The sequence below is a fragment of the Neorhizobium sp. JUb45 genome (genome assembly GCF_004343585.1).
In the GTDB taxonomy this organism is placed as follows: Bacteria; Pseudomonadota; Alphaproteobacteria; order Rhizobiales; family Rhizobiaceae; genus Neorhizobium.
Window position 1 is genome coordinate 538,579 of sequence record NZ_SLYW01000003.1, and the last position, 23,061, is coordinate 561,639.

Annotated in this window: 22 protein-coding genes; 15 read left to right on the plus strand and 7 right to left on the minus strand. The window is 58.9% G+C overall.

Annotation, left to right across the window (positions count from 1 at the left end; all coding sequences use genetic code 11):
- Nucleotides 1-13: 13 nt before the first annotated feature.
- A complete protein-coding gene (gene scpA, locus EDF70_RS15070) occupies nt 14-2,188 on the minus strand; it encodes a methylmalonyl-CoA mutase (RefSeq protein ID WP_245519178.1) in 2,175 nt (724 codons plus the stop codon).
- A 750-nt stretch (nt 2,189-2,938) separates the two neighbouring features.
- Here scpA and EDF70_RS15075 point away from each other — a divergent pair.
- The 14 genes from EDF70_RS15075 (at nt 2,939) to EDF70_RS15135 (ending at nt 16,326) form a co-directional block, all read left to right on the plus strand.
- Complete coding sequence (locus EDF70_RS15075) at nt 2,939-3,862, plus strand: TRAP transporter substrate-binding protein (RefSeq protein ID WP_207908266.1); 924 nt, start codon at nt 2,939-2,941, stop codon at nt 3,860-3,862.
- 60 nt (nt 3,863-3,922) lie between these two features.
- Nucleotides 3,923-4,462: a TRAP transporter small permease gene (locus tag EDF70_RS15080; RefSeq protein ID WP_207908259.1), complete on the plus strand. Its 540-nt coding sequence runs from the start codon at nt 3,923-3,925 to the stop codon at nt 4,460-4,462.
- Nucleotides 4,453-5,736 (plus strand): TRAP transporter large permease, encoded by a 1,284-nt coding sequence (locus EDF70_RS15085; protein WP_132274912.1) that lies wholly within the window; start codon nt 4,453-4,455, stop codon nt 5,734-5,736. Before EDF70_RS15080 ends, EDF70_RS15085 begins: the two co-directional genes overlap by 10 nt.
- Nucleotides 5,737-5,986: 250 nt before the next feature.
- Entirely contained in the window at nt 5,987-6,820 is an 834-nt protein-coding gene (locus tag EDF70_RS15090; protein ID WP_132274914.1) for a transporter substrate-binding domain-containing protein, read from the plus strand.
- A 23-nt stretch (nt 6,821-6,843) separates the two neighbouring features.
- Nucleotides 6,844-7,590, plus strand: coding sequence for an amino acid ABC transporter permease (locus EDF70_RS15095; RefSeq protein WP_132274917.1), 747 nt, complete (start codon nt 6,844-6,846; stop codon nt 7,588-7,590).
- Nucleotides 7,591-7,592: 2 nt separating this feature from the next.
- Nucleotides 7,593-8,378, plus strand: a complete 786-nt coding sequence (locus EDF70_RS15100) for an amino acid ABC transporter permease (protein ID WP_132274920.1) — start codon at nt 7,593-7,595, stop codon at nt 8,376-8,378.
- 13 nt (nt 8,379-8,391) lie between these two features.
- Entirely contained in the window at nt 8,392-9,183 is a 792-nt protein-coding gene (locus tag EDF70_RS15105; protein WP_132274923.1) for an amino acid ABC transporter ATP-binding protein, read from the plus strand.
- Nucleotides 9,180-10,526, plus strand: a complete 1,347-nt coding sequence (locus EDF70_RS15110) for an MmgE/PrpD family protein (RefSeq protein ID WP_132274926.1) — start codon at nt 9,180-9,182, stop codon at nt 10,524-10,526. The genes EDF70_RS15105 and EDF70_RS15110 overlap by 4 nt, the downstream gene beginning before the upstream one ends.
- 14 nt (nt 10,527-10,540) lie before the next feature.
- Nucleotides 10,541-11,842: an LLM class flavin-dependent oxidoreductase gene (locus EDF70_RS15115; RefSeq protein WP_132274930.1), complete on the plus strand. Its 1,302-nt coding sequence runs from the start codon at nt 10,541-10,543 to the stop codon at nt 11,840-11,842.
- Nucleotides 11,843-12,353: 511 nt separating this feature from the next.
- Nucleotides 12,354-12,611, plus strand: a complete 258-nt coding sequence (locus EDF70_RS30190) for a hypothetical protein (protein WP_207908271.1) — start codon at nt 12,354-12,356, stop codon at nt 12,609-12,611.
- A gap of 92 nt (nt 12,612-12,703) precedes the next feature.
- Complete coding sequence (locus EDF70_RS15120; protein ID WP_132274933.1) at nt 12,704-13,873, plus strand: MFS transporter; 1,170 nt, start codon at nt 12,704-12,706, stop codon at nt 13,871-13,873.
- Nucleotides 13,874-14,029: 156 nt separating this feature from the next.
- Nucleotides 14,030-14,734: an alpha/beta hydrolase gene (locus EDF70_RS15125; protein ID WP_165932035.1), complete on the plus strand. Its 705-nt coding sequence runs from the start codon at nt 14,030-14,032 to the stop codon at nt 14,732-14,734.
- A 64-nt stretch (nt 14,735-14,798) separates the two neighbouring features.
- Nucleotides 14,799-15,545 (plus strand): SDR family oxidoreductase, encoded by a 747-nt coding sequence (locus tag EDF70_RS15130; RefSeq protein WP_132274939.1) that lies wholly within the window; start codon nt 14,799-14,801, stop codon nt 15,543-15,545.
- Nucleotides 15,508-16,326, plus strand: a complete 819-nt coding sequence (locus EDF70_RS15135) for an alpha/beta fold hydrolase (RefSeq protein WP_132274941.1) — start codon at nt 15,508-15,510, stop codon at nt 16,324-16,326. Before EDF70_RS15130 ends, EDF70_RS15135 begins: the two co-directional genes overlap by 38 nt.
- Here the strand turns inward: EDF70_RS15135 and EDF70_RS15140 are convergent.
- A complete protein-coding gene (locus EDF70_RS15140; RefSeq protein WP_132274944.1) occupies nt 16,286-17,176 on the minus strand; it encodes a LysR substrate-binding domain-containing protein in 891 nt (296 codons plus the stop codon). The genes EDF70_RS15135 and EDF70_RS15140 overlap by 41 nt on opposite strands.
- A gap of 126 nt (nt 17,177-17,302) precedes the next feature.
- Between EDF70_RS15140 and EDF70_RS15145 the strand changes: the two genes are divergently transcribed.
- Nucleotides 17,303-18,235 (plus strand): LysR family transcriptional regulator, encoded by a 933-nt coding sequence (locus tag EDF70_RS15145; protein WP_132274947.1) that lies wholly within the window; start codon nt 17,303-17,305, stop codon nt 18,233-18,235.
- Between the two features lie 31 nt (nt 18,236-18,266).
- Here EDF70_RS15145 and EDF70_RS15150 read toward each other — a convergent pair whose 3' ends face one another.
- The 5 genes from EDF70_RS15150 to EDF70_RS15170 all read right to left on the minus strand — a co-directional run bounded on the left by EDF70_RS15150 (nt 18,267) and on the right by EDF70_RS15170 (nt 23,052).
- Nucleotides 18,267-19,229 (minus strand): hypothetical protein, encoded by a 963-nt coding sequence (locus EDF70_RS15150; RefSeq protein WP_165932036.1) that lies wholly within the window; start codon nt 19,227-19,229, stop codon nt 18,267-18,269.
- A gap of 142 nt (nt 19,230-19,371) precedes the next feature.
- Nucleotides 19,372-20,967 (minus strand): FAD-dependent monooxygenase, encoded by a 1,596-nt coding sequence (locus EDF70_RS15155; RefSeq protein ID WP_132274953.1) that lies wholly within the window; start codon nt 20,965-20,967, stop codon nt 19,372-19,374.
- Nucleotides 20,968-20,982: 15 nt separating this feature from the next.
- Nucleotides 20,983-21,729 carry an HAD-IB family hydrolase gene (locus tag EDF70_RS15160; RefSeq protein WP_132274955.1) on the minus strand — a complete coding sequence of 249 codons (747 nt, stop codon included), beginning with the start codon at nt 21,727-21,729 and terminating at the stop codon, nt 20,983-20,985.
- A gap of 27 nt (nt 21,730-21,756) precedes the next feature.
- Nucleotides 21,757-22,536 (minus strand): AfsA-related hotdog domain-containing protein, encoded by a 780-nt coding sequence (locus EDF70_RS15165; protein ID WP_165932037.1) that lies wholly within the window; start codon nt 22,534-22,536, stop codon nt 21,757-21,759.
- 192 nt (nt 22,537-22,728) lie between these two features.
- Complete coding sequence (locus EDF70_RS15170) at nt 22,729-23,052, minus strand: hypothetical protein (RefSeq protein WP_132274961.1); 324 nt, start codon at nt 23,050-23,052, stop codon at nt 22,729-22,731.
- Nucleotides 23,053-23,061 lie beyond the last annotated feature (9 nt).

Consider the following 23,061-nt stretch of genomic DNA (forward strand, 5'->3'; position numbering starts at 1 on the left):
GCCCGGCCAAAACTTACTGGTTGCGCAACCGGCCTTCCATCAGGTCGATAATGGCGCGTGCGGCATCCAGCACGTTCGTGCCCGGACCAAAGACCGCGGCAACGCCATTTTGCAGCAGATAGTCGTAATCCTGCCGCGGAATGACACCGCCGACCACCACGATGACGTTTTCCGCGCCCTTCGCCTTCAAGGCTTCGACCAGCTGCGGCGCCAGCGTTTTATGACCAGCGGCAAGCGACGACATGCCCACCACCTGCACCTTTTCCCGCATCGCCATGTCGGCTGCTTCTTCCGGGGTCTGGAACAGCGGGCCGGCCAGAACCTCGAAACCGATATCGCCGAAGGCAGACGCAATCACCTTGGCGCCGCGGTCGTGCCCGTCCTGGCCGAGCTTGGCGACCATGATTTTTGGCTTGCCGGCGCTTTTGCCATAATCGGCAAGGCGCGAGACAATCATCCTGTATTCCGGGTCGTCGGCATAAGCCGGCCCGTAAATATCGCCGACAACTTCAGGCATGGCCGAGTGATCGCCGAACGACTGGCGCATGGCGTCGGAAATCTCACCGACTGTCGCCCGCGCACGGGCGGCTTCGACGGCAGATGCAAGCAGGTTGCCCTCGCCTGACTTTGCGACCTCCGCAAGGGCAGCAAGCGCCTGCTCGACCTTTTTCGGATCACGCTGGCGACGCACCTCTTCCAGACGCTTGATCTGGCCATTGCGGACGGTCGTGTTGTCGATGGCAAGGATGTCGATATCGTCCTCGTTTTCCAGCCGGTATTTGTTGACGCCGACGATGATCTCTTCCGCGCGGTCGACCTTGGCCTGACGCAGCGTTGCCGCCTCCTCGATCAGGCGTTTCGGCAGGCCATCGGCCACCGCCTTGGTCATGCCGCCGAGGCTTTCGGCCTCTTCGATCAGCGCCCACGCCTTTTCCGCAAGCTCATTCGTCAGGCTCTCGACGTAATAGGAGCCGGCCAGCGGATCAACCACCTTGGTGACGCCGGTCTCGTGCTGGAGGATGAGCTGGGTATTGCGGGCGATGCGGGCGGAAAAATCGGTCGGCAGCGCCATCGCTTCATCGAGAGCGTTGGTGTGCAGCGATTGTGTGCCACCCAGCACCGCAGACAGGGCTTCGTAAGCGGTGCGGATGACGTTATTATAAGGGTCCTGCTCCTGCAGCGAGACACCGGATGTCTGGCAATGGGTGCGCAGCATCAGCGAGCCCGGCTTTTTCGGCTCGAACTCTTCCATGATCCGCGACCAAAGAAGACGCGCGGCGCGCAGCTTTGCCGCCTCCATGAAAAAATTCATGCCGATGGCGAAGAAGAACGAGAGCCGTCCGGCAAAATCATCGACATTCAGGCCCTTGGCCAGGGCTGCGCGCACATATTCACGGCCATCGGCCAGCGTGAAGGCCAGCTCCTGCACCAGCGTCGCGCCGGCCTCCTGCATGTGATAGCCAGAGATCGAGATCGAGTTGAAACGCGGCATTTCCTTCGCCGTGTATTCGATGATGTCCGCAACGATCCGCATCGAAGGCTCGGGCGGATAGATATAGGTGTTGCGGACCATGAACTCCTTGAGGATGTCGTTCTGGATGGTCCCGGAAAGCTCGGCCTTCGAACAGCCCTGCTCCTCACCCGCGACGATGAAGGAGGCAAGGATCGGGATGACCGCGCCGTTCATGGTCATCGAAACCGACATGTCCTTCAGCGGAATGCCGTCGAACAGGATCTTCATGTCCTCGACGCTGTCGATCGCCACGCCGGCCTTGCCGACATCACCTTCGACGCGCGGATGGTCGCTGTCATAACCGCGATGGGTGGCAAGGTCGAAGGCGACGGAAAGACCCTTCTGGCCGGCGGCAAGGTTGCGACGGTAAAAAGCGTTGCTCTCCTGCGCCGTGGAAAAACCCGCATATTGGCGGATCGTCCACGGACGGCCGGCATACATGGTGGCGCGCGGCCCGCGCACGAAGGGTTTGATCCCCGGCAGCGTATCGAGATGGTCTATGCCTTCAAGATCTTCCGCCGTGTAGAGCGGCTTGATATCGATGCCTTCAGCGGTGTGCCAGACGAGTTTTTCCGGCGAAGCCTTGAGTTCCTTTGTCGCCAGCGCCTGCCAATCCTCGGGCGCGCTGAACGATGCTTCTGCGGATGTGTTCGTCTTCACCTTGTTATCCGACACCGATGTCCTCCTGCTCTGGTGATTGCATGTCCGCACCTGTTCCGGTGCCATTCTATAGCTAGTGCGCCACCGTGCCGATAGAAGCCATGCCGGCCGTGAATTATACAGCACCAGAGCACGATGACGTGTCTTCGACCCTCAAGATATCCAATGCCGCGAACCTTGCTGAACCGCCGACCAGGCGCACCACAAAAGATCACTCCAACGCAATAAATTGGCATTCATCAAGTATTATTCTGATTTTTAATTAAATAACGCTGCGACAATTTCGCCATACACCGATCACCGTGATGATATCACCGTCAAATCGCGTCGATAAATCACCACATCGATCGCAGTCATCCCGATGTTTTCTATAGATGACGCCATCATACAACGAAAACTGACGGAAATATTTTCCAATATTAGCCGATCCCGATGCGACGTCTTGTACATTGACGATAAAAAACCGCGGACCTAGCCATGTGAATGTCGAATGAGGAGCGACGTCCACATGAATTTTCCGTTCAACATCCACGTCGTTTTGCTGGCCAAAGCCGGCCCCCGTTTGCTCGTCCGGTCGCGCACAACCGACCGGCGCTGATCGGGCGCAAGGCGCGCCCTTGCCTGGGGAGAATGCAATCCGGCGACTGGGAAGGCCGGACACGAGATTTCAAATCGCACTTAAATCGTAATGGAGGAAATACAATGAAAGTAAGTTTGAAGACTATCCGCTCGCTGTTTCTGGCAGCCGGTGCCGCCGGCATTCTGATGAGCTCGACGGCCATGGCGCGCGATTTCCGCTCCGCCGACATTCACCCGAACGACTATCCGACCGTTCAGGGCGCCATGTATATGGGCAAGCTGCTGTCTGAGCGCACCGGCGGCAAGATGGGCGTGAAAGTGTTCCCGAATGGCGCGCTGGGGGATGAACGCGGCACGATCGAACAGTTGCGCATCGGCGGGCTGGACATGCTGCGCATCAGCGCCGCCGTGGTCAACAACATGGTGCCGGAAACCATCGTCATCTCGCTGCCCTTCATCTTCCGCTCCACGGAGCATGAACGCGCCGTACTCGATGGTCCGATCGGCGAGGAAGTGCTGAAGGCACTGGAAAAACAGGGCATGGTCGGCCTTGCCTTCTACGACAGCGGCTCGCGCTCGATGTACACCAAGAAGCCGATCAAGACGCTGGCCGACCTGAAGAACATGAAGATCCGCGTACAGCAGTCCGACATGTTCGTGGCCATGGTGCAGGCGCTTGACGCCAATGCCACGCCGATGCCGATGGGCGAAGTCTATACCGGCCTGAAGACCGGCATCATCGATGCGGCGGAAAACAATTATCCGTCCTACGAGTCCTCGCACCATTTCGAGGCGGCAAAATATTTCACCAGCACAGAACACGCCATGGTGCCGGAACTGCTGCTGTTCTCCAAGCCGATCTGGGACACGCTGTCGGACGAGGATCAGGCGATCATCCGCAAGGCCGCCAAGGATTCGGTCGTCGAGCAGCGCCGCCTGTGGGATGAACGCGAAGCCAAATCGAAGGAGATCGTCGAAAAGGCCGGCAGCATTATCGCCGAGGTCAATGACAAGCAGGAATTCGTCGATGCGATGAAGCCTGTCTACGACCAGTTCGCCAAGACGCCCGAGCTGCAGGATCTCGTCAAGCGGATCCAGGAAACGAAGTAGCTCCTACCCGGAGGCAGCCCCTGAAAAAGACAGGCGCTGCTTCCTCTTCCGAGGAATGTCATGAACGCTCAAATCGAACCGGGCGCGGTGCATCTGCCGCCCATGACCGGATGGCTGACGCGTGTCAACGCGCCGCTTGCCAAAACCGGTATGATACTCGCCATCGCTGGCCTTCTCGTCCTTGTTGCCGTGGTTTTCTACCAAGTGTTCGGCCGTTACGTGCTGAACGACAGCCCGGCATGGACGGAGAACCTTGCCATCGTCCTCATTCTCTACGTCACCATGATCGGTGCCGCCGTCGGCGTGCGTGATGCCGGCCATATCGCGCTGGAATCCCTGACCGTGCTGCTGCCCTATCGCTGGCAGCGCTTCATGGAACTGCTGATCTACGCTGCCGTCTGCCTGTTCGGCGCGGCCATGGCCTATAATGGCTGGCGGCTAGGCTGGTCGGTTGCGCCCTACCTGATGCCCAATCTGCATGTCACCGAAGCCGTGCGTTACATCCCGCTATCGGTCTCCGGCGTGCTGATCCTGATGTTTTCCGTTGAGCATATTTTCGCAATTTTCCGTGGCGCGGAGGTCGTACCGTCATGGCACTAACCATTCTCTGCATTACCTTTGTCGCCTTCCTCGTAATGGGCATACCTGTTGCGTTTGCAATCGGCCTGTCGGCGCTCTGCACCATTCTTTACGAGGGACTGCCGATCGCGGTCGGCTTCCAGCAGATGATGGCGGGCATGAACGTGTTTTCGTTCCTCGCCATCCCCTTTTTCATCTTTTCCGGTGAACTGATGCTGCATGGCGGCGTCGCCGACAAGATCGTCAATGCGGCAAAGGCCATGGTCGGCCATGTGCGTGGCGGGCTCGGCATGTCCAATGTCGTCGCCTGCACCCTGTTCGGCGGTGTCGCCGGCTCCCCCGTCGCCGACGTGTCGGCCATGGGCGCCGTGATGATCCCGATGATGAAGAAGGAAGGTTATGACGCCGACTATGCGGTCAACGTCACCACCCACGCGGCGCTTGTCGGCGCGCTGATGCCGACCAGCCACAACATGATCATCTATGCGCTGGCCGCCAGCGGCAAGGCTTCGATCGGCGCGCTGATTGCCGCCGGCATCATGCCAGCCCTGCTGCTGATGGTCTGCAATCTGGGCGCCGCCTATTATGTTGCGCGCAAACGCGGTTATCCGGCCGGCACGTTTCCGGGCTGGCGCATCGTCGCCCGCTCGCTTGCGGCCGCGGCTCCCGGCATGCTGATCGTAGTGATCATCCTCGCCGGCATCATCTCCGGCATCTTTACCGCCACCGAATCCGCATCGATCGCCGTCATCTATACGCTGCTTTTGACCTTCTTCATCTACCGCACCATGACCTGGAAGGCCTTTCTGGAGGCGGCCGCAAAAACGGTGAAGACGACCGGCATCGTGCTGCTACTGATCGGCGTGTCGACCATGTTCCAGTATCTCATGGGTCTTTACGGCGTGGCCGACATGACCGGTGAACTTCTGGCGCATATTTCCACCAACCCGATCGTCATCTTCCTGATGATCAACATCATCCTCTTTCTGCTCGGCACGTTCATGGACATGGCGAGCACGATCCTGATCTGCACGCCGATCTTCCTGCCGATCGCCATGCAATACGGCATGGACCCGGTCCAGTTCGGTATCGTCATGCTGCTGAACTGCGCGCTCGGCCTCAACACCCCGCCGGTCGGCACCACGCAGTTCATCGGCTGCGCGATTGGCGAAATCTCAGTGGGCGAGGTGATGAAATCGATCCTGCCCTTCTACAGTGCGCTGTTCCTCGCCATGGCATTGGTCACCTATGTGCCGATGTTCTCGATGTGGCTGCCGCGCCTGCTGATGCACTGAGAGAAAAACGCGGAAAAACCACTCAGACGACATCACGCCCGGCATCGAATGCCGGGCGTTTTGTTTGCAATATCGACGGTTGCAAACAGAGGACGGCGGCACCACTGGAATGTCGATGCAGAATTGATTTTTTCTAATTCTGACCAATTTGACAAAACACTAGTCTCATGCGGAACCCAAAGAAAGCATGGTTTTGCTCGTGAGTCCTTGACACCTCCCCTAGTGTCACGCCCACACAAGGAGCCATTTGATGTTTGCCAAGACCATCACCAAAACCGTTTTCGGACTTGCCCTCTCGGTCGCGACGCTCGCCGCCACACAGGCTTCGGCCGATGCCACGCTGGACCGTATCAAGGGTCGCGGCAAGCTGACGGTGGGCGTGATCCTGTCCGGCGCGCCATTCGGCTTCATCGATCCGAAATCGCAGGATCAGAAGGGCTACAATATCGATATCGCCAAGGCGCTGGCCGCCGATCTCGGTGTCGAACTGGAAACCGTGACCGTTACCCCGCCGAACCGCGTGCAGTTCCTGCAGCAGGGCAAGGTCGATGTTCTGATCGCCAACATGCAGTATACGGAAGAGCGCGCCAAGGTTCTGGACCATGTTCCGACGCCTTACGACCGTGCCGGTGGTGCAGCCGTGGTGCGCAAGGATAGCGGTCTGAAGGACTGGGCCGACCTCAAGGGCAAGCCGGTCTGCATTTCGCAGGGCTCCAACTACGCACAGCCGCTCGCCGAAGAATATGGCGCGATCGTAAAGGGTCTGCCGAGCCAGCCGGAATCGCTGCTGGCCCTTCAGGGCGGCAATTGCGTGGCCGCCGTGCATGTCGGCGCAACCGTTGGCCTGCTGCTGGAAGACCGTGCGGACGAATGGAAGGATTACGCCATCCCTTTCCCGACCGAACTGATCCCGTCCGACAGCGTCATCTGGCTGCGCCAGGGCGAAAAGGACACCCAGACCGCGCTCGACGAAGCCGTGAAAAAACTGCATGCTTCCGGCAAGCTGCTTGAGCTGGCAAAGGCCAACCGCCTGCTCAACACCAAATATCTCGAGGAAGAGAACAAGAAGCTTTCCGCCAAATAAGTGGAAAGCAGCGGTAAAGCCATATGCAGGACATGAACCTGACCGGCCTGTTCATCGACATGATGGGCAGGCTCGGCCTCAATTACGAGTTTCTGGCGACGGGATACGAAGCACAGATCTGGCGTGACGGTTTCATCACCACGCTTTATCTCGTTGCGGTCACCATTCCCGTCAGCCTGATTGTCGGCCTGATCTTCGCAGCCTGCCTGACCTCGGGCAGGCTTTGGCTTTCTGCGCCCGTGCGTGCCTTTGTGGAACTGACACGCAACACGCCGACGCTGGTGCAGCTGATGTTCAGCTTCCTCGTCCTCAACACCGTCGTTTCCAACATGCTCGGCGGCGCGCAGAACAATCCGCTTTCGCCATTCTTCTGGGTCGTCGCCGTTGTTGGCCTGCATGTCGCAGCATTGCATGCCGAAGCGATCCGCGGCGGCATCGAAGCCGTTCCCTCCTCGATGATCGAGGCGGCGCGCGGCATGGGGTTCAGCCAGTTCGAAATCCTGCGTTACGTGCAGATCCCGCTGGCGTTCCGGTCATCGCTGCCGGCCATCGTCAACGGCCTCATCAGCCTCGTCAAATCGACCACTGTCGGCAATGCCATTGCGGTCAGCGAAATCACCTATGCCTCGATCATGGTATGGACGCAGCGCGACAATGTGGTGGAGATGATGATCGTGCTTCTCGCCTTTTTCAGCCTGATCAATTTCGTGGTGGCCCGCATCGGCCAATGGGTTGAGCGCAGGCTCGCCATTCCGGGGTATGGGCTATGAGCATGACGGCAACTCAAGCACCCAAAACAACAGCCAAGAGCAGCCGCGTGCTGCGTTCGATCGGCTTCGTGGCGATGCCGCTGCTGGTCGTTATCTGGTCGCTGGTCGATCTGACACTCGGCAAGGAGCTGGTGGAGTGGATCCCCTACCTCGCCTCCGGTTTTTCGATGAACATCCTCATCACCATCTGCGCGGTCACGCTCGGCACCACGGCCGGTGTGCTTCTGGGCCTGATGCAACTGGCGCCCTACTGGTTCGTCCGCCTGCCAGCGCAGATCTACGTACAGATTTTCCGCAATGCGCCGGCGCTGGTGCTGATCTTTGCGACCACCTACATCTTTCCTTTCGAGATAGTGGTCGCCGGCAATTACCTGCCTTTCCCGGACTGGGTGAAGGCGGTGATCGGCCTTGCCATTCTTTCCAGCGCCTATATCGCGGAAATCACCCGCGGTGCGGTTCTCTCCATCCCGACCACGCAATGGGAAGCCACCAAGGGCCTTGGTTTTTCGCGCCTGCAGGCGCTGCGTTACGTGATCCTGCCGCAATGCGTGCGCCGCTCGCTGCCACCCTGGATGAACGTCGCCTCGTCCATGGCCATGGGCACCTCGCTTGCCTCGCTGGTGGGCGTGCATGAACTGATGCATGCCGCAACAGACGCCAGCACCGCCGTACGCCGGCTCGATTTCACCATCATCGCCTATGTCGTGGTGATGGCCGCCTTTTTCACGCTTTGTTACCCGATTGCCCGCCTGACCCGTCGCCTCGAACAGCGCTTCAACGCGGGCTGAAGGATTTTTTGATATGTCTGCATCAACCGACTCCGCGATCGTGAAACTGGAAAACGTTCACCTGTCTTTTGGCCAGACGCAGGTGCTGAAAGGCATCGACCTGACCATCAACAAGGGTGATGCCGTCTCGATCATCGGTCCGTCCGGTTCGGGAAAATCCACCATCCTGCGCTGCATAAACGCGCTGGTGACGCCGCAGAGCGGCAAGATCACCGTTGCCGGCACCCGCGTCGATCAGCTGACGAAAGAAAGCGAACGCATCCAGCTGCGCAAACGCGTCGGCATTGTGTTCCAGCAATACAATCTGTTTCCGCACCTGACCGTTCTCGACAATATCGTGCTGGCACCGACACGCATTCTCGGTGCCGACAAGACGGCGACCGTCAAACTGGCGCGCGAGCTTCTCGAAAAAGTACGCCTCTCCGAAAAGGCCGATGCCTATCCCGGCCAGCTCTCCGGCGGCCAGCAGCAGCGCGTGGCGATTGCCCGCGCGCTTGCCATGAAGCCGGAGCTCGTGCTGTTCGATGAAGTCACCTCGGCGCTCGATCCGGAAACGGTGGGCGAGGTTCTCTGGGTGATCCGCGACCTCATCCGCGACGGCATGACCAGCATTCTCGTGACCCATGAAATGCGCTTTGCCGAAGAGATCAGCGACACGGTCGTCTTCACCGAAAACGGCAAGATCGTCGATTACGGCCCGCCGCAGCAGATCTTTCATTCGACCGACAATCCGCGCATCCGCCAGTTCGTCGGCGGTCTTTCGGGCGGCGGCCGTGGCGCAGTGCGCGACGGCGAGGGTATCTGACCATGGCCAGTGCACCGCTCACCACCGCCTTCGCCAAGGCGATCGTCCATTCCGATCCGACCCGCGATATTGCGGCCATGGATGCGGCCCGTACGGCGATCATCGATTTCCTCGCCTGCACGATTGCCGGAGCCACCGACCGTACGACCGGCGTTCTGGCCAAGGCAGTGGGCGCTGATCTGCCGGGTGAGGCAATCCTTGTTGGCAGCGACAGGAAGACCGATGTGCTGGTGGCGGCCGTGGTCAATGCCTACGCCGGCCATGTGCTGGATTACGACGACGTCCATGCCAGCGTGCGCGGTCATCCGACGACGGTGATCATTCCGGCCCTGCTGGCGCTGGCAGCCGAACGCGAATTTTCCGCCGAAGCTTTTGTCGCCTCCTATGTGGTGGGCCTCGAAGCCATGGCGCGGCTTGGTCTCTCGCTCGGCTCAAAACATTACGAAAACGGTTTTCACGCCACGGCAACGCTTGGCCCGATCGGTGTTGCCGCTGCCATCTGCCATCTAACCGGCGCATCCGTGGAAGAAACCGCGATCGCGCTCGGCATCGCCGCCACACAGGCATCGGGTCTCAGGCTGCAATTCGGCTACGATACAAAACCCTATCACGCCGGCATGGCGGCCCGTTCCGGCCTGCTGGCGGCACGACTGGCGGCGGCCGGTTTTGGTGGCGCACCTGACTTCCTCGACAATCCCGTCGGCTTTCACTCCGCCTATGCGTTTGACGCCGGCAAACCGGAACTGGTGAGTGCAAACTGGGCCGCACCGTGGCAGATCGTATCGCCCGGCCTGACCCTAAAGGCCTATCCCTGCTGCACGGCCAGCCACCCGGTCGCCTCGCTGGGTATCGAGCTTAACGGTGAAGGTCTAAAAGCACACCAGATCGAGACAATCACCTTCACCTATCCGCCCGGTGCCGATGCCGCTCTGGTGGTGACCAAACCGACCAACGGCATCGAAGCCCGCTTTAGCCCGGAATATGTGTTTTCCGCCGCCCTGATCGACGGCGCGCTGCGGCTCGACCATTTTGACGAACGCCCGGTCGAAGAGCGGATCATGACGCTCGCCGCCCGCGCCGGCCGCCGCCATGATAAGGCGGCGCCACGCATGTCGACCGATCCGACCACACGGTTTGTCGTGCTGGACATCACGCTGAAGGACGGCGGCACCATCAACCGGCGCTTCGATGGGCTGCCGGGCGTGACCGATCCGACCGACAAATTCCGTGACGCGACCGCCGCCAATCCGGCCTTCGCCGACATTCCGACCCTTGTCCGCAGCATGAAGACCGAGGCCGATCTTTCCCGGCTTCTCTCCCTGCTGAACCAAAACCCCGTTTGACGAAAGAATTCGCCATGACCGCCAAGAGACAAATCCATCTCGGCCTGTTCCTGCAGGGCGCCGGCCACCACGTTTCCGGCTGGCGTCACCCGAAGGCCGAGGCCGGCAGCGAAAATTTCGATCTTCTGCGCCGCGTCTCGCAGATCGCCGAGCAGGCGAAATTCGACATGGTGTTTCTGGCCGACGGTCTGACCAGCGGCGTCGATGCCCACCCGTCCACCATTGCCCGTTTCGAGCCGCTGACGCTGCTGGCCGCACTCGCGCTGGTGACGGACAAGATCGGCCTCGCCGCGACGTCTTCCACCACCTATGGCGAGCCCTATCACACGGCGCGCGCCTTCTCCTCGATCGACCATCTGAGCCATGGCCGCGCCGCCTGGAACATCGTCACCACCTCCTATGCCCGCACCGCCAACAATTTTTCCAAGTCGCATCCCGAGCATGACGAACGGTATGCCGTGGCGGGAGAATTCGTCGATGTAGTGCGCGGCCTGTGGGACAGCTGGGACGACGACGCCTTCATCAAGAACAAGGAAACGGGCGTTTATGCCGACCCGTCCAAGGTTCACCTGCTCGACCACAAGGGCAAATATTACTCGGTGAAGGGGCCGCTCAACATCCCGCGTTCGCCGCAGGGCCATCCGGTCCTCATCCAAGCCGGTTCTTCCGGTCCCGGTCAGGATCTCGCTGCCCGCACCGCCGATGTGGTGTTCACCGCCCAGCAGAGCCTTGCCGAGGCGCAGGCCTTCTACAAGAGCCTGAAGGGCCGCGTCGAAAAGGCCGGTCGTCACGCCGATGACGTCGCCGTCATGCCTGGCTTCCTGCCGGTGATCGGCCGCACGTCCAAGGAAGCCGCCGACAAGCTGGCCGAACTCGACCAGTGGACAGACCTGAAAAGCGCCATGCCGCTTCTGGAAGAACGCATCGGTCACAGCCTTGCCGATTACGATCCGGATGGCCCGCTGCCGGACCTGCCGATCTCCGACCAGCTGCGCAGCCGCGCCGAACTGCTGACGGCCCTTGCCCGCCGCGAAAACCTGACCATCCGCCAGCTGGCTTTGCGCGTCGCCGCCGGTCGTGGCCACCATATCGTGCTCGGCACGCCGGTGGAGATCGCCGACCGCATGCAGGAATGGTTCGACGGCCGCGCCGCCGACGGTTTCAACGTCATGCCGCCCTTCTTCCCGGAAGGTCTGGAGGACTTTACCCAGCTCGTCGTGCCGATCCTGCAGGAGCGCGGCCTGTTCCGTACCGAATATTCGGGTTCGACCCTGCGCGACCACCTGGGACTTTCGCGTCCGGCTCTGATCAATTGAACCTGATCATTGGGTGCTCCGTTATCTGTCGTACTGGCAGATGGAATCAGTTTGCACCGTACCAACCAGTGAGTCGTTATTCTTGATGGCTCACTGGTTTCGTTCAACTATTTTCCTGATGCGTTTTACGGCTCCCGGATATACATCTTCCGGCAGCTTCATCCTGGAAAGTGGTCGTCGCCAGAGCGCACGACCATTACCATGCCCATGTCGTCATGCGGCGTGCAAATGATCCCGTAGAAACCTTCCTCGATGCAGGTGATATCGACTTCCTGGTTGAGCCTGCGCCTGAACGGAGCGGCGCCTTCCGGGAGGACATCCTTGATCGTCGCTGCATCATATCCCTTCTTCGTTGCAGGGAACTTTACCTTGCCCGGTTTCAGGGAAAAAAGTCCGGCTCGAGATCATGCCTCCGGTCGCGGTGCCATTCAGCATTTTTACTCCAAAGGTCTCGGCATGAGCAGCAATCGGCCGAAGTGTGGACTGCTTTGCAGCATGGCCTGATACTCCATTGAACAATATTGACTTCCGCGATCGGAATGATGGATCAGGCCGGGCTTTGGACACCGTTTTTTCCGAAGCAAGTTCCGGCATTTGGTGGGTTGGATCGATGATGAACGGTTCCGGCTCCAGAGTTCATCCTTTGCAAATGAACTCGCCCATGCGCATGCGCTTTTTCAATGGCGCATGGGCGTCGTACCAAAAGCGCCTGACGATGGTTTCGCCCTGCGACTTGAAAGTTTCGCTTTCAAATATGCAAACGGAATAGCGCTTTATCCGCACCGTTTCGAATGTCAGCGTTGCCTGGCAGTCGGGGACCTGTCTGGCCCGTCTTATCCAACAACCTGCGAGGATCTCGTCATGCCCTTAGCGGTCTATGCTCTGGCGGTGGGCGCTTTTGCCATCTGCACCACCGAATTCGTTATCGTGGGCTTGCTGCTCAATATCAGCAAGGATTTTGCCATTTCCATCTCGGCCTCCGGAATGCTGGTCACTGCCTACGCGATGGGAGTCGTCATCGGTGCGCCATTGCTGACGCCATTCGTGGCAGGCCTGCCCAGAAAGCCGGTTCTGATCGGGCTTATGGGCCTTTACATTGTTGGCAATCTCGCATGTGCGGTCGCGCCGTCCTATGAGCTTCTCATGGTCGCGCGCATCGTTTCCGCCCTCGTCCAGGCATCATTCTTCGGCCTCGGCGCAGTCGTTGCAACGCAGCTGGTTGCTCCCGGAAAACAGGCGAGCGCCGTTGCGGCCATGTTTCTGGGAGCAACGCTTGCCAATGTTTTCGGCGCTCCCGGCGGCACTCTTCTGGGCCAGGCCTTCGGCTGGAGAAGCACGTTCATCGCCTGCTCGGCGATCGGACTTCTGGCCGCCATCGCGATCACGCTGATCGTGCCCAGGGTCAAAACTGAGAAGCCGAAGAACATCGGAGCCGAATTTGCCTCGCTGGCCTCGCCGCGCGTGCTGAAGGCCCTGCTGATCACCATTCTCGGGTTCGGCGGGATATTCACGGCCCTGACCTATATCGCCCCCCTGCTGACACAGGTCACCGGTTTCCCGGAGACAGCCGTCTCCTGGCTGCTTCTGCTGTTCGGCGTCGGCATGGTTGTCGGCAACCCGATCGGCGGGCGCCTGACCGACAAAAGCCTTCGGTTGGGCATCGTCACCACCTTGAGCGCGCTGACCGTCACCCTCGTCGCCATCGGCGCCTTCGCGACCTATCAGATCCCATCCGTCATCCTCGTCTTCCTGTTCGGCGCAGCGATGTTTGCCACCATTCCACCGCTGCAGGTTCAGGCCATGCAGGCGGCAGACGAGGCACCGGTTCTCGGTTCGGCATTCAATATCGCCGCGTTCAATCTGGCGAATGCAGGAGGAGCCTGGCTCGGCGGTTATGCACTCGACCAGGGCGTTGGTCTGGCGGGGCTTCCTGTTCTGGCGGCAATCGTATCGGCCATTGGTCTGGGTTTTGCCATTGTTGCGAAGGCCGGTGCGGCAACGACCACCTCCATCGCCACCCCGGCGGAATAACCGCCCTCACGCAAGCGAAAAGGCACATGCGCCATGTTCAGGTTCAGGTTCAAAAGACGCCGCATCCTTCCCAGTCTCGGTTTATGCGCAACGCTTACGCTGACCACCGGCTTTTGCATCGGCAAAAGCAACAGGGCTATTGCCGATGAAGCAAACGTGGTTCCGGCACATTCCATAAAGAACGTCGTTCTGGTGCATGGAGCCTTTGTCGATGCCTCCATCTGGAGTGACGTCATTCGGCAATTGCAGGCAGCCGGTTACACGCCCTCGGCCGTGCAGTTGCCGATGACATCGCTGAAGGCAGATATCGATGCCACGCAACAGGTCATCGACCGGACAGCCGCTCCCATCCTGCTGGTGGGTTATTCCTATGGCGGCATGCCGGTGACCGAGGTCGGTAGCGATCCGAAAGTCCGTGGCCTGGTTTATGTTGCCGCCATGGCACCGCGGCCCGGCCAATCGATCAATGATCTGTTCGATCGCGGCGCACCGGGCCTGCCCGGTCAGGCAGCCGTCGAGCAAAGCAGTGACGGTTTCTTCTGGCTCACACCCTCCCTTTTTCGCATGGCACTGGCACATGACGCACCGGAAGACAGAACCGCGACCATGTCGGTATCACAGCGACCGATTGCGATTTCCACATTCGGTCAGGCGGTCAGCAAGGCCGCGTGGATGGAGAAGCCGTCATGGTACGCCATCTCTGCCGACGACAAGATCATTCCTGTCGCGCTGGAGCGAAAAATGGCCAAGGACATAAAGGCCGTGACGATCGAATTGAACACAGCGCATGCCTCGCCGCTATCCCAACCGAAAGCCGTGGCGGCGTTCATCAGCCAAGCGGCCAACGCCATCGCGGACTAAAGCCCAGGGCCAGGCCCCGCAGACCCCACATCCCGAATATCCCGAACATCATTGAGAGGTTATCATGGATCTTGGACTTTCCGGACTACAGGCCATCGTGATCGGCGGCAGTGCCGGCATCGGCTCCGCCGTGGTGAAAGCCCTTGCGGCGGAAGGATGTTCCGTAGCGTTTTCGGGCAGAAACGAAGCGCGCATCGCCGATACGGTCGCGGCCGCACGCGAAGTAGCCGCAGACAGTTCGACGGAGGTTGACGGCCACCGGCTGGACATCTCCGACCGTCACGTTCTGGAGGCCTGGTTCGCTTCGTTTTCGCGGATCGATATCGTCGTCACCTGCGTCAGCGCTCTGTCGGCGGACTGGAATGCAGCAATTTCAAGCGACATAAAGGGCACGATCAATGTCATCGAGGTGGCAGAACCCTTCGTTTCCAAATCTCCTTTCGGCGCCATAACCTATGTCGGATCGAAAGCCTCGAGTTTTGCGACGCCGGGCTTTGAAGCATATGGCGCGGCAAAGGCAGCGATGGCGCATTATCTGAAAAGTGTGGCCGTCCGCCTGACCCCGCTCGGTGTGCGGGTCAACGTCGTTTCCCCGGGTGACACCTATGCGGTTGGCGGTTTCTGGGATCACATCAAAAACAATGCACCGGCGGTTTACGATGCCACCATTGCTGCAAATCCGATGAAACGTCTGGCGACGCCCGAGGAGGTTGCCGCGGCGACTGTGTTCCTGTCCAGCCCGGCGTCCAGCTTCGTGTCCGGCGCCAACTGGTATGTCGATGGCGGCGCAACGGCCCATATTCAATTTTGAAAGGCAGGTCATGCGCGCGAGCACCATCACATTCCGGGCGGGAGCCGTCGATTACCTCGCAAACCATTATCCGCATGACGCCTCGGTTCGCATTCTCATGTTTCCGGACTGGGAAGGGTGTCAGACGGCATCCTCGGATCGCCTGGCGCGGCTCTATGCGCAGCATTGCGATGCGGAGGTTGTTGTGACCGACCTCTACGGCGCAGCGCGCCGCCCGGCCGACTATGGCGAAGTCGACTGCTTCATATCCGCCGCTCTTGCCGACCCGTTGCGAACACGATCGATCCTGAAGGCCATCACCACGGCGCTTGAAACGACATGGAAATCCAACGGCCCGCTGATCATTGTCGGGTTCTGCTTTGGCGGTTCACTGGCGTTTGAGGCAGCCCGCGCCGGCATCGAATGCATGGGAGCCGTATCGATCCATGGACAGCCAAACACCAAGGTGCCGTTGACGGGCAGCAGTGCAACGGCTGCATTTCTCATGCTGCAGGGCTCGGAGGACCCTTTCATCAGGATGGATGCGCTGTATGCCTTTATGACCGAGATGCGCAACATGAAGACAGACTGGTCGCTTTACATGCTGGGCAACGCCAAGCACAGTTTTACCCGCGAGGACATCGGTTCGGGCAATATGGCGGTCGGCTACAGCCTCAAGGCGGATAGGGAGGCGGCATTGGCAGTGCAGAGTTTCGCGACACGGCTTTTGCAGAAACAGGGATTTTCGGTGGCTCCACCGGCTATTTTGCAACCTTCCAGTGAGCAAGGCCAAATTCTATGATCGCCTTTTGCTTGGGCGTCGCAAATCTGTCGGGCCGATAGATGAGATGGATCGGTCGCTCCGGCAATCGTTCGTCCGGCAACAACTGAACAAGCCTTCCAGCGGCAAGGTCATCCCTCAGGAGAACCTCGGGCTGAAGCACGATACCTGCGCCTGCGAGGGCCGCCTGGCGGAGGGCTTCACCACTGTTGATACTGAGTTTATCGTAAACCGGAACGTGGAGATCGCCATCCTCTCTCAAAAAACGCCATTGCCGCCCGGAAAGCTTGAGACGGAATCCGACGCAGTCATGGCTGGAAAGCTGCGATGGTGAGGTTGGGGTCCCTCTCTCACGCAGATAATCGGGGGCCGCGGCAATCACCATGCGATAAGGGCCCAACGAGCGCGCAATCAGGCTGGAATCGGGCAGATCTCCGATACGGACGGCGATTTCCACCTCGTCGGCGATAAGATCCATGATGGCATCCGTGAGAAACAGATCGATATTCACCTGAGGAAAAAGACGGCCGAACTTGGCCAGTGATGGCGCCATCACCCGGCTACCGAATGTGGATGGAGCGGTGATGCGTAAAAGACCTTGAGGTTCGGCTTTCATCCGCTGAAGGCTAAGGTGGCTGGCTTCGACGAGATCGATGATCTGCGTGCAATGATCGAAGAAAACATGCCCGGCTTCAGTCAGTCCGAGTTGCCTCGTGGTCCGGTTCAAAAGCTTCGCGCCGACATTTTTTTCGAGGTTTCGAATATGTTGCCCGATCATTTGCGAAGACAGTTCCATCTGGGCGGCAGCGGCCGTCAGGCTTTTTCTCCGCACGACCTCCACAAAGATTTCCATGCTTTTCAATCGATCCATAAAATTCCTCGTGGCGCATGCGGAGATGATGCTTTGAAATGGAGAGGGCGAGGATAGCGGTCGCTTCGATCAGAGGTCGACGGAAATACAAGGGGAGGTTGTTGTCAACATCAGGATAGGTGGAAGATGAAGCTTTCCAGACGCACTGTCGGAATAGAATGGGACAAGCTGCAGTTCTTTGCCGAGGTCGTGAATGCCGGCGGTGTCCGAAGCGCGGCAAAATCATTAGGCCTCAGCGCCGCAACGATCAGCAGAAACCTGCTCGCACTTGAAAAATCCATCGATCGCGAGCTCTTCGTACGGGAGAAATCCGGTATGAGACTTACGGCTTATGGCGAACAGCTGGTAGAAGACTGCCGGACAATCGATGCCATCGTTTCGCAGGTCGAGGCGCGTATGCATACCTGCGCCATGGATCACGAAGTGCGCATTGCCGCAGTTCCCAGCATCGGGCAGGAACTGCTCATCCCGCATCTGGACCTCCTGCGACGGAAATACGCAAATGTCCGCTTTTCGCTGAATACCTCAAGCGACAACTGCGATCTCGATGCCAGAGGCATAGACATTGCCATTCGCGCATCCAGACCGGAACGCGGCGATTACGTCGTCCGCCGGCTCGGCCAGCTCAGCCTCGGATGTTATGCACGCAGCCCTCAGAACGGCGCCATGCCGTCCGGGAAAACCCTTCCTCTCGTGGTGCTCGGCGCAACCAAATTCGATGCCCAGATACGAAACAGCCTCATTCTCGGACTCTATCCCGACAACCCCGTTTCAGATTTCCAGTCGTTGATCAATGCAATGCGTGCAGGGCTCGGGCAGGGATTGATACCGGATTTTGTCGCGCGCAAATACCGGGACCTGTCACCGGTTCCCGACCAGGGTGAGGTTTTCTCGGCCGACATATGGATAATCATCCGCGCCGGATCGTATCGAAGCCGTATCGTCAAGGATATCGCCTCCGAAATCGGACGCCTCGTGTCTCGGCATCTCCGCGGCGCTGAAGACGTGCCCGATCCACGCACAGGATGCCTGTCCTGTCCTTCTCGCGAGCACGCATGAATAGCTTGGGCGAAATACTGCAAGACCGGCATCAGGCAAATGTTTCCACTTTGCCGCGGCCATGTGCCGGCTTCGTCACAAGTTCGATTACGATCAGGGACAGACTGAAACCGGCACCGACACCAAAGAGCAATACCAGACTTCCTGGCGCACTCTCCTCGCTATCGAGATACCGTCCAAGCCCGAGGATCTGATCACTTGGTCCGGTGTGGCCGATGGTCTTTCCAAACGAGGTCAGGAGCCGGCGTCCGAGCGGTGCGAAGGTCGGTTCATAGAGTGTTTCGGAAATAGACTGACCGACAAAAGGAATGACGACCATGTCGTAAGCGTTATACCCTGCCAAACCGACGGCGGCCAGACGGGTCTTCAGCCGCTCGACCGCCGAACCCATCTGATCGAAAAAGGCCGCCTTGCCATAGGCGGATAGAAACCGCTTTTTTCGTGAGCTCACGTCCCAGCGGTTGTCGGGTTGGACAGCAGGGCCGCGATGCATTTCTTCGAGCAGGGGCACACTATCGAAATCCATATAAAGGATTTTTGCGAAGCCGCTTTCCTCACTGAGGCAAACGGCGACGGCCGCATCGCCATAGGCAATTCCCGCATCGGAATTCCAGCGATTGAAACCCGATCCCGAAAAACAGTCCGACGCAACCGAAAGGCCGTTTCCACCGCGAAGCGTCAGCATGGAAGCGTTGGAAAGGATCGCCAGCATAAGGCCGTTGCATCCATGATTGACGGAGAGTGAAATCGCGTCGGCGGCAGCCAATTGCCGCTGGATGAAGGCGGCCGGCTGCCAGAAACCACCGACCCCATTGTCGTGAATGGACGAGTGGGTGATGACCGAAAAAAGGTCGCCGGTCAGTCCGGCGGCGCCGGCTGCCGCCCTGGCAACATCCGATGCCATATCGATCGGTGATCGCGAACTCACCGCGACGGATCGATAACCATCCCTCTCCGCCTGCTCGGGAGAACAGTCACCCTTGGCAATAGCCACGGCAATCTCCTCACGCATGTCGGGGACAAGCGTCGCCAGAGACCGAATGTAGAGGCTCCCTCCTATCGCTCGAAATGGTATCGGCTGGAGCGATATCGCATTGGATGACGGATCATCATCGTTATCGACTGGTGATGGCACGTTACTGATATTGGCGCGGCTCATGTGGCTGCTCCGATCTTGCCAGCGCATGGGGCGGAAGAAATGCAGGGGACTGATCGTCCAGCGAGGCAAGGACATATCCATCAGGCCGGCACAGGATGCCGCCGGTAAAACCAGACACGCGTCGTCCATCCTGCCATGGACGCTGAAGTCGATGCACCGATATGCGGTGCAGCTCCTGCTGCAGGCGGCGCTCGATTTTCGACGTTGCTGCATCGTCTCCGGACAGGAAAAGGTTGAGCCTGTCTCTGCCCATCTCGGACATGGCGGACGATCCGCCCCGCAAGGTGACATTCGGCAATCTTTGCCCGGCACGCGGGCCAGGCTGCACGGCCCCGCCGTCGCTCCCCTCGGCGAAATCGGGATAACCACCGGCGATCTGGGCCATCGAGGCAATCAGCCCGACCGGTTGATGAAATTTCAGAGCGAGCGGCGCAAGAAGGTCGAACATCAGCCTGTTGCCGAGCGAACGCGACATGACTTTTGTCATGGCCTGATCCGTGGCGGTAACGATCGCCTGGGCAAACGTTCTGCGCTCGGTTTCATAAGTATCGAGAAGACTGTCATCCGCCCCGCCTGCCAGCACCAGTGCAAGTTTCCAGCACAGGTTCACCGCATCATGCATGCCCGTGTTCATGCCCTGCCCGCCAGCAGGGGAATGAACATGGGCAGCATCACCGACCAGGAAAATCCTGCCGACACGAAAGCGGGCGGCCACTCTTTTATGCATCTTGTATGAGAGCAACCGGCTGGGATTTTGCATCTCTATGCCCGAAAACAACCCGTTTTCCTTGAGAAATTCGCTGAATCTCTCGAATGAAATGGATTCTGCCCTTGCTTCCTGCTGGCCGGCACCGGCCGCGAAGTTCGGTCCCACGATCCGGTAATTGCCATTGGGTTGCGGAATGACGGCAACGGTCGATCGAGCACCGAAATAGACATGGGTCGCATCACGGCGGATGGCGTTGGATGGGATCTCGACCTCGCTGAGGAGAAAATCGGCAGGATATGTTGCCCCTTCGAAGTTGACATCCGACAGCCGGCGGACGGTACTCGACGCACCATCGGCACCGATGACGAAAGCATAGGCCTTCTTGCGCTCGCCCCCTTCTGTCTCCATGCCGACGATGACGTGATCTTCACGCTGCTCGATGGAGAGCAGGCTCGTGCCCCATTGTACATCGACCTCACGCTCAAGCAGATGATCCGTCAGGATGCGTTCGGTCTGGGACTGCGGCAGGATCAGGTAGAATGGATAATCGGTCTGCCCGCGCAAACGCTCGAAATCCAGAGAAAAGAGCTGCCTGTTGAACCTGTGGAATGCCATGTATCGGGTCGCTAGACCCTGATCCACGAATGAACGGTCAATGCCCAGCATCGCCATGAATTCCAGCGTGCGGGCGTGAACGCCAAGGGCCCGTGAATCATCGATCGGCCCTTGGCGGCGCTCGATGATGTCGAACGCGACGCCCTGGCGGGACAAAAATGCTGCGGCCGTCAGGCCGACAGGTCCGGCTCCGACGATCAGAACCTCAGCATGCGGGTGAGATGACAAGCGATCCTTGTTGGCAGACATGATCTGAAATCTCCCTTAGACAACATAGGCCGGCTGGTTGGGTTCGATCATCGTCCATCCTCTGCTGATCGCGATCTGTTCCAGTTCCAGATCACCTCTGACGACGACGGGATGCTGGGCCAGTTCCAGGAAAGGCAGATCACTGATGTGGTCGCCCACGGCGACCGATCCCCGAAAATTCAGGCCGTGTTCCTCGACATATTGGCGCAGCGCCTCACGCTTGCCTGAGCCGATTGTCTGAATTCCCTTAAGCTCACCCGTCGTGACGCCCTTCTCTTCAGCCAACCTGTTTGCGACGATGGCACCTCCGCCCAGATGATCGACGATCGGCTCGAGGATGAAGTCCGCCGAGCCCGACAGAAACACGATCCCCGCTCCGCGTTCTCGGTGCTCGCGCAACAGGGCGCATGTTTCGGGAATGAACAGGTCAGGGTGAGACGCGACTTCCTCGGCAAACCATTCTTGCGCCAGAAGCCGCAGCCGGTTGATGCCGCGGTGCCTGAAAAGCCTGTAGAACTCACGGTTTACATCCTCTCTGCTGGCGCGCGAACGAAGCGCCTCCAGTTTGTTTCGTACGGCCCCGTACAGAGCGACACCGTGCGGCATGCCGTGTTCGCTGATCAGAACAAAGCGAAGAAAAGAAAACATCGATTTGACGGAAACAAGCGTCTCATCGACGTCGAAGACAGCGAGATAGGGTGTGCTTTCATCTAGGCCTCCCATGCGTTTGAAGGCCTCATCACTGCGGAAAAGCTGATCCATAAAAATGTCTCCGGAAGAACGCACGCGTTACTCGGCGGCGATTGCGGGGCTCTTGGACGCAGAAAACAGCGGTCCGCTGGCGGAAAGCGTTCGCATGACGGCCTGCCCGGCTTTCTCCATCTCCTTGGAGGAGATCACCGCTGCGGGAAAAGCTGTGAAGCTGATGTCGAATTCGGCGCACACTTCTTCGGCCTGGAGAATCCGAACGGTGATATCGAACGCGTGCCGGCCGCCTTTTTCGTGATACGACAGAACTTCATAGTCGATCACCGTGTGAAGAGGAAAGACGAAGGACAGAAACCGGGAGTTGATGCCTTTTATGACGAAATAATAGTCATCCTCGGCATCTCGCAGATAATATTCTTCCGTGACGGCGAGAAAGCTCTGGCGGGCTGCTTCGATCAGAACCATTCCCTGGATATGGCAGCCAGTCATATGATCGAGAAACATCTCGCCGCTTCGATCAAGAACCATTTCAAGTGCAAAACGGGTATCCGTCAACTGGACGGGATAGCTGACAAGGATATTCTCGCAGTTGTTCTTGTGCGCCTGCCGCTTGACTGCACGCGGATAGCGACGTGTCGGCACGGCCCGGAAACTGCGGCCCTCAGGATCCTTTTCGCGCACGGCGGCTGCGATGTTTGAGAAATCAGCCCCCTGTTCGATAATCAGATCAACCGGGTGGTGCGGCAAAGGCAGCGACACAATTTTTTCAACGATCGATGACTCTGGTCGCACTATCTCGGAATTCGCAGCACAGAAGCCACTAAAACGATCACCGACGACAATGTATTGATTGCTCCACATGTGCACGTTCCCCTGAAAAGCTTTTGGCATTCGTCAAAAGAGAGCACTGCGGATAAAATAACAACCATAAATTGCGAAACACCCGTTTCTCGAGAGGCCGAAACAGCCGGTTGACTTTCGCAGGAAAGTGAAGGGCCCAGCGATGTCTCAACCTCCTGCAAGGGAAGACACCCAGTTCGAGCAAGGGTACCGTCAGATCGGCGTCCCCAGGGAAATAAACCTGAGCGGCCTGTCGGGGACGTCGACAACGCCTCCGCTATCGTCGGTGATCATACGCCCCGATGCGGATGCAAAGGACAAAAACAACAGGCTCATGGCCAGCGCCCCGCCCGCGAGGATTGCCGCAAATATCGGTTTACCGACGTTGACACGATGGCTGAGCCGCCACCGGGATGCGGTTATGGCTGCTCTCGGGTTCGTGACATCGATGGGGATATGGTGGCTGAACCGAAAAAGCCTCTCCACTTTTCCGAAGCAAGTCCAGTGGCGCATAAGAGGCTCCGCTGTCCTAGACATGGAGCCTCT